This is a genomic window from Prosthecobacter sp. Pr1, assembly GCF_057652315.1.
The window spans coordinates 386,028-399,501 of sequence record NZ_JBYFBS010000002.1; the positions used below are offsets into that span (position 1 = coordinate 386,028).

Annotated in this window: 14 protein-coding genes; 5 read left to right on the plus strand and 9 right to left on the minus strand. The window is 60.3% G+C overall.

Annotated features, from left to right (window positions below; genetic code table 11):
- Positions 1-205: 205 nt before the first annotated feature.
- The 3 genes from AC24GY_RS04500 to AC24GY_RS04510 form a co-directional block, all read right to left on the minus strand.
- Complete coding sequence (locus AC24GY_RS04500; RefSeq protein ID WP_487680653.1) at positions 206-448, minus strand: hypothetical protein; 243 nt, start codon at positions 446-448, stop codon at positions 206-208.
- A gap of 33 nt (positions 449-481) precedes the next feature.
- Entirely contained in the window at positions 482-1,033 is a 552-nt protein-coding gene (locus AC24GY_RS04505) for a hypothetical protein (protein WP_487680655.1), read from the minus strand.
- Between the two features lie 261 nt (positions 1,034-1,294).
- Positions 1,295-2,572 carry a PQQ-binding-like beta-propeller repeat protein gene (locus AC24GY_RS04510; RefSeq protein WP_487680657.1) on the minus strand — a complete coding sequence of 426 codons (1,278 nt, stop codon included), beginning with the start codon at positions 2,570-2,572 and terminating at the stop codon, positions 1,295-1,297.
- A 127-nt stretch (positions 2,573-2,699) separates the two neighbouring features.
- Here AC24GY_RS04510 and AC24GY_RS04515 point away from each other — a divergent pair, with 127 nt between their 5' ends.
- Entirely contained in the window at positions 2,700-3,125 is a 426-nt protein-coding gene (locus AC24GY_RS04515; RefSeq protein WP_487680659.1) for a hypothetical protein, read from the plus strand.
- Positions 3,126-3,267: 142 nt separating this feature from the next.
- Here the strand turns inward: AC24GY_RS04515 and AC24GY_RS04520 are convergent, their stop codons facing one another.
- A complete protein-coding gene (locus tag AC24GY_RS04520; protein ID WP_487680661.1) occupies positions 3,268-5,310 on the minus strand; it encodes a carbon starvation CstA family protein in 2,043 nt (680 codons plus the stop codon).
- A gap of 111 nt (positions 5,311-5,421) precedes the next feature.
- The gene (locus AC24GY_RS04525) at positions 5,422-6,360 is read right to left on the minus strand and encodes a ThuA domain-containing protein (RefSeq protein WP_487680663.1); all 939 of its coding nucleotides are present in this window, start codon (positions 6,358-6,360) and stop codon (positions 5,422-5,424) included.
- Between the two features lie 110 nt (positions 6,361-6,470).
- On the opposite strand from AC24GY_RS04525, the gene AC24GY_RS04530 reads away from it, so the two are divergent.
- Both AC24GY_RS04530 and AC24GY_RS04535 read left to right on the plus strand, forming a co-directional pair.
- The gene (locus AC24GY_RS04530) at positions 6,471-6,965 is read left to right on the plus strand and encodes a peptidoglycan endopeptidase (RefSeq protein ID WP_487680665.1); all 495 of its coding nucleotides are present in this window, start codon (positions 6,471-6,473) and stop codon (positions 6,963-6,965) included.
- Positions 6,962-7,432, plus strand: a complete 471-nt coding sequence (locus tag AC24GY_RS04535; protein WP_487680667.1) for an RNA pyrophosphohydrolase — start codon at positions 6,962-6,964, stop codon at positions 7,430-7,432. The genes AC24GY_RS04530 and AC24GY_RS04535 overlap by 4 nt, the downstream gene beginning before the upstream one ends.
- A gap of 5 nt (positions 7,433-7,437) precedes the next feature.
- Here the strand turns inward: AC24GY_RS04535 and AC24GY_RS04540 are convergent, their stop codons facing one another.
- From AC24GY_RS04540 to AC24GY_RS04550, 3 genes are all read right to left on the minus strand, one after another.
- The gene (locus tag AC24GY_RS04540; RefSeq protein WP_487680669.1) at positions 7,438-7,845 is read right to left on the minus strand and encodes a hypothetical protein; all 408 of its coding nucleotides are present in this window, start codon (positions 7,843-7,845) and stop codon (positions 7,438-7,440) included.
- 105 nt (positions 7,846-7,950) lie between these two features.
- The gene (gene recA, locus AC24GY_RS04545) at positions 7,951-9,057 is read right to left on the minus strand and encodes a recombinase RecA (protein WP_487680671.1); all 1,107 of its coding nucleotides are present in this window, start codon (positions 9,055-9,057) and stop codon (positions 7,951-7,953) included.
- Positions 9,058-9,191: 134 nt separating this feature from the next.
- Positions 9,192-10,187 (minus strand): type II secretion system F family protein, encoded by a 996-nt coding sequence (locus AC24GY_RS04550; protein ID WP_487680673.1) that lies wholly within the window; start codon positions 10,185-10,187, stop codon positions 9,192-9,194.
- A 134-nt stretch (positions 10,188-10,321) separates the two neighbouring features.
- Between AC24GY_RS04550 and ribD the strand changes: the two genes are divergently transcribed.
- Positions 10,322-11,386 (plus strand): bifunctional diaminohydroxyphosphoribosylaminopyrimidine deaminase/5-amino-6-(5-phosphoribosylamino)uracil reductase RibD, encoded by a 1,065-nt coding sequence (ribD, locus tag AC24GY_RS04555; protein WP_487680675.1) that lies wholly within the window; start codon positions 10,322-10,324, stop codon positions 11,384-11,386.
- Positions 11,387-11,462: 76 nt separating this feature from the next.
- Positions 11,463-12,014, plus strand: coding sequence for a D-glycero-alpha-D-manno-heptose-1,7-bisphosphate 7-phosphatase (locus tag AC24GY_RS04560; RefSeq protein WP_487680677.1), 552 nt, complete (start codon positions 11,463-11,465; stop codon positions 12,012-12,014).
- A 17-nt stretch (positions 12,015-12,031) separates the two neighbouring features.
- On the opposite strand, the gene AC24GY_RS04565 is transcribed toward AC24GY_RS04560, so the two are convergent.
- On the minus strand, positions 12,032-13,453 hold the full coding sequence (locus AC24GY_RS04565; RefSeq protein ID WP_487680679.1) for an N-acetylmuramoyl-L-alanine amidase family protein: 1,422 nt from the start codon (positions 13,451-13,453) through the stop codon (positions 12,032-12,034).
- Between the last annotated feature and the right edge of the window lie 21 nt (positions 13,454-13,474).

Genomic DNA, 13,474 nt, shown 5'->3' on the forward strand with positions numbered 1-13,474 from the left:
AACAATCAAAAAATGGACTTTTTCGGAGTGAATTGGGCTTTGATTGATCTTGGTGGGGCTGAAAATGTCGATTTCAGGGTGATAATTTGGATTTGGCTGGATTGAATGCTCCAAAGTTTGCTGATTGGTGCACTGAATGCCAGAAAAGACACCTCGGCCCTTGGGAGAGGGCTCAAAGAGATTCATCTCTCGCCGACACACCCTGCTACCACTCCCGGCTCACCCCGAACGCTGCTGCGATGCCCATGAGCAGGAGGCTGAGCCAGAACCAGCGGTTGTCGAGCCGGTCCCACCATTGGCGCGACTCGGCTTCCATGGGTGATTCTCCCACGCGTGAGTTTTCCATCAACGTTCGCGAGCCTGCACGCAGCACTCCAAACAGCCCCATGATGCCATCCACCACGCGGATGGCAAAGAGGATGAGGTGGCCGATCAGTTCTTCGAGCATGGCGCGGAACGCTTGGGGGAGCGACAAGCGGCTTCAAGCAGCCTGACCGTTCGCTTCTCTGTGTTCTTTGAGAACCTGCCATAACAAAGCATCCAAAGTCCAGAGATCGATCTTCAATGCAGCGGCCAGTCTTTGAAGCAGCTCATTTACCTTCACATACTTTTCTCCAAGCGATGAACCCCGGTCAAATTCAGGCCAAATTCTCAGTAACTCCTTGAGAGCGGCTTCAGTGGTCCCATTCCATACTCCATACTTGTTAGGGTGACTGATCAGCAAGATGGCGGTGAGAATTCCTTTTCCCATTCCGAAGACTATTTTTTCAGCGGTGTCAAATCGCCTATTTATAGGCTGGTTTTCGTCTGTGAGAGCAGCGAGAGCCTGACGCATGAGCGGCATAGCTCCGCAAATGCGGTTCACTTGGCGCCCCAGTGTTGTCCAGTGGCAATTGTGTTCAAAGGAGAAGAATGGCCTTAATTCGGCTTCGGTTAAACGAGGCAGATGATCTGGATGAAAAAGAGGTTGGAAGTGAGCTAGGACCGTATTTTGCCGCATCACAATTTTTTGCCAAGTATCTGAGGCAGGCATGCGAACAAGGACAGAGCGGAGGTGTGCTACGACGTGGTCAAACAGAGGGGGGGGGATTCATTTCCCGGTTAGACTACCGATGATTTCTAAATGTGAAGGGCTGCAGACTGAACAATCTTTGAAAAGTAGCAGATTTTTCCGCATTACGGCAAAAGTGGATTCTCAGTTCCACCAGTTCCAAGTCAATTCTCCGGCGGACATGATTAGGCGCAGAATGAGTGATATCAGGCCGCAGGTGGCGCAGAAGCTGAGCATTGCTGTCTATTTCTTGATCCGGTACAGATTCCCCTCGGTGCGGATCAAAAGATCCGAGCCGATGACGGCGTACGAGGCGAGGCTGCGTTCGCCGAGGTCGTTTGTGGCGAGGATGCTGAAGGTCTTGCCGGGTTTCACGACGATGCCGAGGCCTTTTTCGTCCTGAAGGTAGAGCTTGCCATCGGCGGCGAGGAGGGAGGCGGAGATGGGGCCGGTGCAGCGTTCGGAGTAGTGGATGGCGCCGGTCTTGGCGTCGGCGCAGGTGAGGATGCCGTTGTCAGCCACGAAGTAGAGTTCATCGCCAATGACGGCCATGCTGGGATTGTGCGGGGCGGCTTTGTCGATGGTCCAGCCGAGGTGGGTGGCGGTGACATCGCCCTTGGAGGAGGCGTCCACTTTGATGGCGTAGAGCACGGGTTTGTCGTAGCCGCTGGAGAGGTAGATCATGCCATGCGCGTAAATTGGGCGCGGGACGACGGAGTAGCCTTGATCGTAATTGAAGTGCCAGATTTCGGTGCCGTCCTTGGGATTGAGCGCGTTCACCACGCCGCTGCCGGGAGTGATGAGCTGCTTCTGGCCGGCCACGTCGATGAGGAGCGGGGTGCAGAAGGAGAATTTCTTTTTGGCCTCGGACTGGCGGGCGAAGGTCCAGCGGGCCTTGCCAGTGGTCTTGTCGAGCGCGATGACCTTGGGCTCGGTTTCGGCATCGGCATTGAAGATGAGGAGGTCTTCAAACAGCACAGGGCTGCTGCCATTGCCGTGCACGGGGGAGTAGGCGAATTCTTGCGTGCTCCAGAGCGTCTTGCCGGTGGCGGCGTCCAGGCAGGCGGTGCCGAGGTGGCCGAAGTGGATGTAGAGCTTGCCGTCTTCAAAGATGGGCGTCGGGCTGGCGTGGCTGTTTTTGCGGTGGGCGCGGGGAGACTTGGCCTGGAAGAGCTCCACGTCCCACACGGGCTTGCCGTTGCTGGCATCCAGCGAGATCACGCGCAGAGAGCGGTCTGCAGTAGCCTCCTCCTTGCCGCTGAGAGAGACGGCGGAGGTGAGGAAAATGCGGTTGCCTGCCACCACGGGTGAGGACCAGCCAATGCCTGCGACGGGTGCGATCCACGCGATGTGCGAAGTGGGGCTCCAGGTCAGCGGCAGGTTCTTGGCGTCTGAGTGGCCCTGTGCGGCGGCTCCGCGGAACTCAGGCCAGCTGGGGGCGGTGGGCGCGGTTGGGGCGGCGCTGAGGAGCGAGGTGGAAAGGGTGAGCAGAAGCGTGGTGAGGGCGGAAGCGGTGCGCATGAGGCGGAAAGAACGCTGCGAGAGCGCGGGCGTTTTCAAAATGAGAAAGAAGACATGCTGATTTCAGGCAAGGTGCGGCATGGCTTTTTTGCATGACGCCTCTTTATGAGTGTGAGAGCGTACCCGCATGTCGGTGAAATCCATTTTCAAACATCTGCTGGCCTTAGCGGCTGCGGTGCTGCTGCCGCTGGGGTTTACCCAGCAGACGGATCACAACAGCGGAGCAAGGAGAGACAGGTGGGAGTGGGCAGGACTGCCTGTGACTTCGTGGCAGGCGGAGGAGAATCCTGAGTTTCGCTGGGTGCGAGATGTGCTGGAGCTGCCGCCCGATTATTTCGTGCAGTCCTCTGGACCTTCCCTCTTCGGATATTCCATCGGAGCGCTGCCCGGCAAATATCGGGAGACGAGATTGTTCAGGGAACTCTGGGATCAAGCATCTGTTGAAGAGAAGCTATTGGTGCGCATTGAGGCCGTGCGATGTCTGGCGGAAGGTGACTGGAAAGTGCGGGAGCAGATGATGAACGAGGCTGCGAAGCGCTGGCAAAGGGCGTGAGCAAGGCGTGCTCCGCGATTTTCGCGGGCTGGAGGATAGGCTGGGGCCGGAGAGCGCGCTTCACCTCGCGAAAGCGGTAGCTCCGATGCAGGCTTGCGCCGTGCATCTTCGCGACCGCACTCCAGGACGCTGGCGCGCTTGACTATGCCCCCTCCGGCAGCGCCACGTACGGCTCTTCGTTGAGCACGACTTTCTTCGAGCCGCTGAGGAGCTTGATCCATTCGACGAGGCAGCCGAAGAAGATGATGGCGACGGCGAGGAGGAAGAAGGCGGTGACGGCGGTGTCGACGTTGAAGTTGAACTGCTGGGCGGCCCAGGTTTTCATTTCGACGGGAGTGCCACCCTTGGCGAGTTTGTCGCCGTACATTTTTGCACCGGCGATGAAGCCCATGCGCGGGTCTTTGTCGAAGAGCTTGATGTAGCCGGCGGCGAAGGTGGCGCTCATGAGGAAGACCAAGGGGATCACCGTGACGAGGAGGTAGCGGGCCTTGCCCATCTTGATGAGGATGGTGGTGCCGAGGCAGAAGGCGATGACGGCGAGGAGCTGGTTGGCGATGCCAAACAGCGGCCAGAGGGTGTTGATGCCGCCGAGGGGATCAACCACGCCTTGGTAGAGGAAGTAACCCCAAGCGGCGACGAGCAGGGCGCTGGCGAAGACGTTGGCGGGGAGGCTGCGGGTGTTGCCCAGCGGCTTCCAGATGCCGCCAAGGAAGTCCTGCAGGATGAAGCGGCCGACGCGCGTGCCGGCGTCGATGGTGGTGAGAATGAAGAGCGCCTCAAACATGATGGCGAAGTGGTACCAGAAGGACATCCACGCCGGACCAAAGGCGCGGGCAAACATCTGCGCCATGCCGACGGCAAAGGTGGGTGCTCCGCCGACACGGCCAAACATGGTCTTTTCGCCGATGTCGGCGGCCAGTTTTTCCATGCCTGCGACGGTAACGGGGAATCCCGCATTGGAGATGACTCCAACGACTTCGGTGGGGGCCATCGTCTTGTTGATGCCGGCATTGATGGCGAAGTATTCGCCGGGTTGCAGTGCACAGGCGGCCACGAGGGCCATGAGGGCGACGAGCATCTCGGTGATCATCGCGCCGTAAGCTACGCTGCGGATGTCGGCTTCGTTGTCGAGCAGCTTGGGTGTGGTGCCGGACGAGATGAGCGCGTGGAAGCCTGAGACGGCGCCGCAGGCGATGGTGATGAAGACAAACGGGAAGACGCTGCCGAGGAAGACGAGGCCCGTGCCGTCCACGAACTTGGTGAGCTTGGGCATCTGCAAGTCAGGCGCTACCCAGATGACGACGACGGCCAGCACGGCGACGGTGCCGATCTTCATGAAGGTGCTCAGATAGTCGCGCGGAGCGAGGAGCATCCACACGGGCAGCACGGAGGCGGCGAAGCCGTAGATCATGATGGACCAGGCGATGGTCTCGCCCTTGTAGTCGAAGAAGTGCTCGATACCCCAGGCCTTGAGGTTGCTGCCCGCCCACACGCTGACCAGCAGGCCGACGATGCCGAAGATGGTGATGTTGCGCACGCTGACGCCGAAGATCGTGTGACCAAAGCCCATGATGAAGGCCAGCGGGATGGTCATGACGATGGTGAACAGACCCCAGGGGCTCTCAGCGAGCGCCTTTACGACCACGAGGCCGAGCACGGCGAGCAGGATGGTCATGATGGCGAGGACGGAGACCATGGCCACGAAACCGACCACGGGGTTCACTTCCTCCTTGAGCATCTGGCCCACCGATTTGCCGCCACGGCGGATGGAGGCAAACATGACGATGGCATCATGAACACCGCCGCCGAGGGTGGCACCGATCAAGATCCAGAGCATGCCGGGCAGGTAACCAAACTGTGCTGCGAGCACGGGGCCGACGAGAGGTCCCGGACCGGCGATGGCGGCGAAGTGGTGGCCGAAGACGACCCATTTGTTGGTCGGTACGAAGTCCTTGCCGTCCTTGTGCGTGACCGAGGGCGGGGCGCGATGCTTGTCGAGCACGAGCACCTTGGTGATGAGCCACTTGCTGTAAAAGCGATAGGCGACCGCGAATGAACACAAGCCCGCAACGACGAGCCACAGCGCATTGATGGTTTCACCTTTGTGCAGCGCGGAGAATGCGACGGAGCCTGCTCCGAGAAGGGAGATGGCGATCCAGATGAGGACTTGGAGGGGCTTGGGCATGGTGAGGAAAAGTAGTCCAGTTGCGCTGCAACTGGATTTGGACAGGAAATTTAAGGGGGGAAAGACGGACTACAACGGTCTCAGAAAGGCTCCAGTTGCGGCGCAACTGGACTACTTGGTGGCGGCCGGCTTGGCAGGCTTTGGCGGCGGCGGGGCGACGTAGGGAGGATTGGTCATTGCGCCGGGGGCGGTTTCCTTGAGGTTTGGGGGGACGTCTGCCTGCACCTCTCCGAGCGCCCATTTGACGCCGCCGATGAGGATTTCTTGGAAGGTGGGATTGGTCCAGACGTCTTCACGGTGGCCCATGGCAGTGTACCACACGCGGCCTTCGCCTTCCTTGCGTGCCCAGGTGCTGGGGTAGGCGGGGCGCTCGTATTCTTTGCCTTCCATCGCTGGGGCGTCGATGACGCTGAGTACGTGGATGTCGGAATTGAAGTCCTTGAGCGAGTACCACTCCTCCATGAAGCCATAAGTCGCGCCGACTTTTTCAAATCCGGGGAACTTGGCGTCGGTGACGGTGTTCTTGGCATCCTGCTGCTTGCCGTGCTTGATGAACTCGGCGCCGAGGAAGTGAACGTACGCGTCCGCTTTCTCGCCGTGGTTCAGGTAACGCTCAGGGCCTTTCTGCGATTCGTTGTCGGTGTGGAAGGTGTCGCTGGCGGAATGCGTGCCAATGAAGCCCTTGCCGCTTTTGACGTAGTCGAAGAGGGCCTGCTTGCCTTCTTTGGTCATGGGCGGCTGTTTGTCGGTGCCTTCGCTGCAAAGATCGCCCGTGGTGTAGAAGAAGACCGCGTCAAACTGCGCCAGATAGTCCTTGCTGAATTTGGAACCGTCCTTGGAGAATTCGAACTCCCAGCCGTTCTTGGCACCGAGTTCCTGCAGCACCTTTTCGGCATAGCTGGGCTGGCCGTTCTTCCAGGAGATGACGCTGTGCTCAAAGCCGCTGGACTTGGAAAAGAAGAGAATCTTGTGCTTGGGTGCGGGCGCGGAAAAGGCCACGACGCAGGCGGCGGCGGCCAGCATCAAGGGAGCGGCGAGTTTTTTGATCATGAGGGGCGGATTCTGGCGGGTTTTTGAAAACAAGGCAAGGCAGTGTTGCACGCCTTGTCATTTCCACCGGGCCGAATACGATGGCCTGACTGATGCGCTTTCTTTTACTTTTGCTACCTCTGCCACTTTGTGTGCTTCTCTGCCAGTGCGGCTCCAGCGCGGGATCGCGCTGGGAATACAAGTATGCCCCGGGCAAGACGGCCGTCATCATCGGCGGCAGGGCAGTGCCACCGGCCAACGCGCCTGCGGCCGTGCTGCGGGCGATCTCTGCCGGCAATCACATCTGCACCAAGCCCTACCGCCGTGGTGGCGGGCACAGGCACTTTGAAGACAGCGCGTATGACTGCTCCGGCACAACTTCGTATGTGCTGCACGCCGCAGGCAAGCTCAATGCACCCACGGTGTCCGGGGCCTTCCGCAGCTATGGAAGCAGCGGCCACGGCAAGTGGATCACCGTCTATGCGCGCAAAGGGCACGTCTTTCTGGAAGTGGCCGGACTGCGGCTGGACACAGGCTACAGTGATGCGGACAGCGACGGCCCGCGCTGGAGCAGCCGCTCACGGCCAACGAAAGGCTACACCATGCGCCATCCCTCCGGCTTATGATTCCCGTCGAAGCCATCGTTTACCGTCCGAACGTCGCCGCGATTTTGCAGCGGGAGAACGGCGACATCTTTGTGGCGGAGCGCATCAACATCAAAGGCGCCTGGCAGTTTCCACAGGGCGGCATTGATGAAGGGGAGGATGCGGAGACGGCGCTGTTTCGCGAACTGGAGGAGGAGATCGGCGTGAAGCGTGAGCTGCTGCAGATCATCCAACGACGAGACGGCTACCGCTATGCGTTTTCAAAGGGACGGCTGAAGTACGGCATCTACGGCGGCCAGGAGCAGGCCTATTTTTTGTGCCGCTTCAACGGCGTGGACACCGATTTCAATCTGGACGCCACGCACCGCGAGTTCGCGGGGTTCAAGTGGATCAAGCCGTCGGAATTCCAGATGGACTGGGTGCCCAAGTTCAAACGCCGCGTCTATCGTCAGGTGATGATGGACTTCTTTGGCATCGAGCTGGCCTGAGGGCTTCAATTCAACCCGAAGCGTCGCAGACCGCTCAGGGGCGGTACGAACCATGGCATCATGGACCGGTGCATGGGAGCGGGTGTGCAGTCATCCGCTGCCTGCACCACCAGAAGGGAGACTTTGAAGCCGTAAGAGCCGTCCGTGCGCCGCTGCGGAGAGCTGGTGACCACGAGGCATTTGAGCATGACCCACTTTGAGTCTGATGTGGTCATGGCGAGCATCGCGGGCGTCAGGGCTGAGCGCTGGATGCGCACCTGGACTTCGGCACCCAGATCAAAACGCTGGCGTGACCAGAACACGAGGCCGCAGGAAGTGATTTCGCTGAGCTCGACAACAGTCTGCCCGCCCCCGCCGACCGATGGATTCGGGTTCGCGGAGGTTTCCTGCTTTTGCTGGCCGTGCTTAGCCATACGATTCGCGGAATGACCGCAAAAAGAGGCGCACGGGGCGAGAAAAGTCAAACGACGAAGGCAGCGAACGCGGGGCGGGCTTGCACGCCCCGCATCCGGCCAAGCTTATTCGTCGTCAGGAGCGGAGGCACCTTTGGCGGCAGAGCCCTTCTCTGAGCCTGCGGATTTTTCGGCCTGCTTGGCTTTCACGGCGGCTTCGATCTCGGCATACACAGTCGCATCGTTGCGGAGGACTTCCTTGGCGGCATCGCGGCCCTGGGCGAGCTGGGTGCCTTTGTAGCTGATCCATGAGCCGCGCTTTTGCAGGATTTCATAATCCATCGCGAGATCGAGCAGTGAGCCGACATTGGAGATGCCCTCGTTGTACATGATGTCGAACTCGGCCTCGGTGTAGGGAGGGGCCAGCTTGTTTTTGACCACTTTGACCTTGGTGCGGTTGCCGGTGACGGTGCCGTCGGTGGTCTTGATGGCGCCGATGCGGCGGATGTCCACGCGCACGCTGGCGTAGAATTTGAGGGCCTTGCCGCCAGGGGTGGTTTCGGGGTTGCCGAACATGACGCCGATCTTTTCACGAATCTGGTTGGTGAAGATGCAGCAGGTGCGGGCCTTGGCGATGATGGCGGTCAGCTTGCGCAGGGCGGCGCTCATGAGGCGGGCCTGGGCGCCGACGGTGGAGTCGCCGATCTCGCCTTCGAGTTCCTGACGGGTGACAAGGGCGGCCACGGAGTCGATGACGATGACGTCGAGAGCGTTGGAGCGGACAAGGGTTTCGCAGATGCGCAGGGCTTCTTCACCGGAGCTGGGCTGGGAGACGAGCAGTTCGTCCATCTTGACGCCAAGGCGGCGGGCATAGGCGGGATCGAGTGCATGCTCCACGTCGATGAAGGCTGCCAAACCGCCGGTCTTCTGCGCTTGGGCGATGACCGTGAGGGTGAGGGTGGTTTTACCGGAGGATTCAGGGCCGTAGATTTCCACCACGCGACCGCGGGGGAAGCCGCCGGTGCCGAGCGCCTGATCGATGAGCAGGTTGCCGGTGGGGATGACGGTGATGTCAGATTTCACACCTTCGCCGCCCATGCGGAGGATGGCGCCTTCACCGTAGTCTTTTTGGATCTGCTGGATGGCCAGGTCGAGATTGCGACCGCGTGCTTCGGCAAGCTTGTCGGGTTTGGCTGCGGAAGTATCGGAAGTTTCTTTGGGTGCTCTGGCCATAATCGTGGGTGTTCAGTGTGTAATAAAAAGCTGTTCGGGCGAACAGAAAGCGCATTTAAAGCAAGCCGTAAAGCACTTTTCGTCCTTAAGCAGCGAATATTGTCGCCAAAAGATGCCAAAAGCGGTGATCCGCCTCAAAGGTTGTCGAGCTGCTGCTGCATGCCGCCGTAAAACCCGCTCATCATGGTGATGATGCGGTAGGCCACATACATCACGACGAAAGCATAGGCGATCTTTGGCAGCCACTGTGCGGCGCGCTGCACGGCATCTCCGGCTTCGATGGTCTCTGCAGCGGCCCAGCGGTTCATCTCGTGATCCAGGGTTCCGGCTTCTTCCGCCGTGGCGATGCCATGAACGAATGTGATGGGGAAGCCATGCACGTCCGCCATGGCACCGGCGATCGTTTCTCCTGCGGCGATGCGCTGGGCGGCATCCTTCGCGGCATGGCGCAGCAGGCCGCTGTGGGAGGCGCTGCCCGCGAGCTGCATGGCCTCTGTCATCCGCATGGAGGCCAGCAGGCAGGCGTGAAACACCTGGGAAAAGCGTGCCAGCGCCCAGTGCCTGCGTGCACTGCCGATCAGCGGGATGTACCCGAGCCCGCGATCCACCGCCGCCGATTCCGCGCCCAGCCGCGAGAGCCAGCGCCAGATGAGGAAAAGGGACAGCAGGATCAGCCAGAGAATTGCCAGCGGCATGAAGACGCCCCCCAGCGAGTAGGGTTTGTCCTCCATGGTTGATGTGACCATGGTCGGCAGCTCTGGCAGCACGATGCCCAGATGCGCGAGGATCAGCGGATAAATCATCGCCCCGATGGCCTGCTTCACCGCCATGTTCCAGGCTTCAAAGTAGCGCGACAGATGGCTGAAGGCATCCCCCAGGCGTCCGCTGCGCTCTCCGGCGTCGATCAGGGCAAACTCCAGGGCGTCTGAAAACGCCCCGCAATGTTCGGTGATGGAGGCCGCGACGCTCTTGCCCTCTTTCAGGCCAAGCTGCAGGCCCTGCAGCCAGGTGCGGCGCGCATGGGAAGGCTGCTGCTTGAGCAGGAGTTCGAGAGAGCGGTCCAGATGAAAGTTTGCCCCCACCAGCTTGGCCAGTTCGCGATACAGCAGGGCTTTTTCGGAGAGTTTCATCGGCGGTGTAAACTAACGCCAGCGCGTCCGTGACAGCGAGTACAAAAAGCTTCAAGACCCCCGGGATGGTTCCCATTGTGTGACACTCTTATTGCTTCTCAGGTTCGTTTCATCGCCTATCATGCGGACCCTTCATGCCGCCGCCCATCGCTCATAAAGAAACGCCCGACCAGCACTGGATGCACCTCGCCCTCGACCAGGCCCAGCTTGGTGTCGGCCTTACCAGCCCAAATCCGCCCGTGGGCGCTGTCATTGTCGCCCAGGAAAGAGTCATCGGGCGCGGCTACCACCACAAGGCGGGCGAGCCGCATGCCGAGGTGGAGGCCATCCGCGACGCGCAAAAATTAAACCCCAAGCTGCTGCGCGGTTCCACGATCTACGTCACACTCGAACCCTGCTGCACGCAGGGTAAAACACCGCCCTGCACCGAAGCGATCAAGGCCGCAGGCATCAAGCGCGTGGTCTTCGGTGCGCATGATCCCAATCCAAGCCACCGCGAGCAGTGCCGCAGCATCTTCATGCTCGCGGGCATCGAGGTCACTGCGGGCGTGCTCGATGAAGAGTGCCGGGCGATCATCCGCCCCTTTGCCAAATGGATCACCACCGGCATCCCTTACGTCATTGCCAAGGCCGGGCAGAGCCTGGATGGCCGCATCACTCGTCCAGCGGGGGAGAGCTCACTGATCACCAACGATGCCGCCCGCGCCCACGGCCGCAGACTGCGCATGCGGGTGGACGCCATCCTTGTGGGGGCCGAGACCATCCGCAAAGACAACCCCCAGCTCACGCTGCGTGATGGCAGTGCCGGCAGCGGCAAGCTGCAGCCCTGGCGCGTCGTGCTCACCCGCAGCGGCGACATTCCCCAGCACTCTCAGATTTTCACCGATGATTTCAAAGACCGTACGGTCATCATGCATGGCAAGGATCTGCCTGAAGCGCTGGCCATTCTGGGGAAACACGGCGTGCTTTCTGTCCTCATCGAGGGCGGTGGCATCATTCTTGGCAATGCCTTCCGCGATCAGCTTGTCGATGAGGTCTACTGGTACATTGCTCCGCGCCTCTGCGGTGGGGGGCGTCCATCCCTTGCAGGCCCCGCTTTGCCCGCCTCCATCGAGCTGAAAGACGTCACCGTCCGTCCCATGGGGGACAATGTCTGCTTCCATGGCTTCCCGGTGTGGCCGGGAGAGGTGCAGGAATAAAAGCCAGCTGCTGCTCTTTGCGGCTGCAGCAAAGAGCAGTTTCCTTGTCCGCGCAGTGCGGCTATGCGTGCAGCTCATGCCCACTGTTTTGCCCCTTCGTCCCGCTGTTTTCTTTGACCGCGATGGTGTCGTCAATGTCTCCCCGGGGGACGGCTATGTGCTGCGCTGGGAGGATTTTCACTTTGCGCCCGGTATCATCGAGGCGCTGGCGCTGTGCCATGAACGTGGCTACGCGACGATTCTGGTGACGAGCCAGCAGGGCGTGGGCAAAGGGCTGATGACGCAGGCGACTCTCGACGATCTGCATGCGCACATGCAAAGCGCACTGGCCCCGCATGATGCTGCACTGGATGGCATCTATGCCTGCACACATCTGGCAGGCACCTGCGCGTGCCGCAAGCCAAGCGCGGAGATGATTTTGCGCGCACGTGACGAGCATGGCATCGATCTGGCGCGGAGCTGGCTTGTCGGAGATCATGATCGCGACATCCAAATGGCCATCAATGCAGGTGTGCCACGCACGGTTCGCATTTTGAGCCATCATGAACCCAAGGTGAAGGCGGATTTCACACTGGCGGAGACGACGGAGTTGACCGCGCTGCTGCGGGAAAAGCTGCCACTGGTCTGAAGGATTACCCTTCCGGCTCAGCGCTTGACCATGGCTGACTCGAGCGCCTTGCGGTAGTTCAGCACGGCGTCGCCGATGGCAGCTGAAACCTGCTGGCGATACGTTTCGGAGGCGACGAGCTGGCATTCGGCACCGTTGGTGACGAAGCCGCCTTCAAACAAGATGCCGGGGCGCTTGCAGCCGGTGAGCACGCTCCATTGGGCACGCTTGATGCCGCGATCGACGAACTTGAAGCGGCTGATGACGCTGGCATGCACGGCGGTGGCGAGGGCGATGTTGGCGGAGTCCTGCTTGTTGCCGGTGACGCCGTTGACGTTGTAACCGCCTCCGCGGCTGATCGTGGCGGCGGCGCTCTGCGGGGTGAGAGCCCAGGTTTCGATGCCTGTGGCGGCAGCGCCGCCGGAGTTGAAGTGGAAGCTGAGGAAGATGCTCTTTGGCGTCTGGTTCGCGATGGCCACGCGCCCGCCAAGGGTGATGAAAGTATCGTTGGCGCGTGTCAGGATCACCTTGAAGCCGCGCTGCATCAGGGCCGCGCGCACGGACATGGCCATCTTCAGGGCGAAGTCTTTTTCGTAGCCGTAAATGCCACGCGCTCCGGCGTCATGGCCGCCATGGCCGGCATCGACCACGACGGTGTCGAAGAACTCGGCGTTCTGGATATGGCTGGGGTAAAGCACGGGATCGATGAGTTTGCACAGATCAAGGCGTGAGAAGAGCACCTTGCCATTGTACTCCACCACCGGAAAGCTGAGGATGAACTTGATGTTGTTGATCAGCATTTCCTGCGAGCCGATCTGCGCCTTGAGGATGAGCTTGGAGGAGCCGAGCCAGAAGTGCGTGCCCTGCGTCCGGAAGGTGGTGAAGCCATAGACGGGGTTGTAGAAATTGCGGATGCTCTCCGCCGTCACGTAGTCACGCCCGCCGATCTTGATGATCTCCCAGCCACCGTTGGCGGGAAGGACTTCGACGGCTTTGGACTTCTCCGTACTGACGGTCTTGTCGTCATCATCTTCTTTGAACTCGCCCTTCATCGGGGCTTCGTTGTCCTTGGAGGCGGATGATTTCGTGACGTCCTTGATTGGCTCTTCCTTGGGCTTGGGAGTCTCTGTTTTCGCAACGGTCTTGGCAGGAGCGGTTTTTTTGCCGATCTCCACTTTCTTGCCGCCGGTCGTGGTGATGATGACGCGTGGCGGTTTGCTGCTCGTGGGCTTCTTGGTGGCCGTTTTTTCCGGCTCTGGCTTCGGCTTGGCGGCCGGTTTTTTCTCCGGCTCGGGCGCGGGAGGGGGAGTTTCGGTCTTGCCGCCGCCGCCGAAGAGCTTCTTGAAAAAGCCCGGCTTCGCATCTTCTGCATGGGCCACGTCGAACGAGGCCGATGCAAGTGCAAGAGCGAAGGTGGCGACGAGGGCCTTGGGGAGTTGGGAGTGCGGTCCGGAAGTCATGAATGGAATGACGGCTATAAC

What these genes read in the sequence shown, in the direction of transcription:
- AC24GY_RS04500 (WP_487680653.1), bottom strand. Translation starts at nt 448, where the DNA reads ATGCTCGAAGAACTGATCGGCCACCTCATCCTCTTTGCCATCCGCGTG.
- AC24GY_RS04505 (WP_487680655.1), bottom strand. Translation starts at nt 1,033, where the DNA reads ATGCCTGCCTCAGATACTTGGCAAAAAATTGTGATGCGGCAAAATACG.
- AC24GY_RS04510 (WP_487680657.1), bottom strand. Translation starts at nt 2,572, where the DNA reads ATGCGCACCGCTTCCGCCCTCACCACGCTTCTGCTCACCCTTTCCACC.
- AC24GY_RS04515 (WP_487680659.1), top strand. Translation starts at nt 2,700, where the DNA reads ATGTCGGTGAAATCCATTTTCAAACATCTGCTGGCCTTAGCGGCTGCG.
- AC24GY_RS04520 (WP_487680661.1), bottom strand. Translation starts at nt 5,310, where the DNA reads ATGCCCAAGCCCCTCCAAGTCCTCATCTGGATCGCCATCTCCCTTCTC.
- AC24GY_RS04525 (WP_487680663.1), bottom strand. Translation starts at nt 6,360, where the DNA reads ATGATCAAAAAACTCGCCGCTCCCTTGATGCTGGCCGCCGCCGCCTGC.
- AC24GY_RS04535 (WP_487680667.1), top strand. Translation starts at nt 6,962, where the DNA reads ATGATTCCCGTCGAAGCCATCGTTTACCGTCCGAACGTCGCCGCGATT.
- AC24GY_RS04540 (WP_487680669.1), bottom strand. Translation starts at nt 7,845, where the DNA reads ATGGCTAAGCACGGCCAGCAAAAGCAGGAAACCTCCGCGAACCCGAAT.
- recA (WP_487680671.1), bottom strand. Translation starts at nt 9,057, where the DNA reads ATGGCCAGAGCACCCAAAGAAACTTCCGATACTTCCGCAGCCAAACCC.
- AC24GY_RS04550 (WP_487680673.1), bottom strand. Translation starts at nt 10,187, where the DNA reads ATGAAACTCTCCGAAAAAGCCCTGCTGTATCGCGAACTGGCCAAGCTG.
- ribD (WP_487680675.1), top strand. Translation starts at nt 10,322, where the DNA reads ATGCCGCCGCCCATCGCTCATAAAGAAACGCCCGACCAGCACTGGATG.
- AC24GY_RS04560 (WP_487680677.1), top strand. Translation starts at nt 11,463, where the DNA reads ATGCCCACTGTTTTGCCCCTTCGTCCCGCTGTTTTCTTTGACCGCGAT.
- AC24GY_RS04565 (WP_487680679.1), bottom strand. Translation starts at nt 13,453, where the DNA reads ATGACTTCCGGACCGCACTCCCAACTCCCCAAGGCCCTCGTCGCCACC.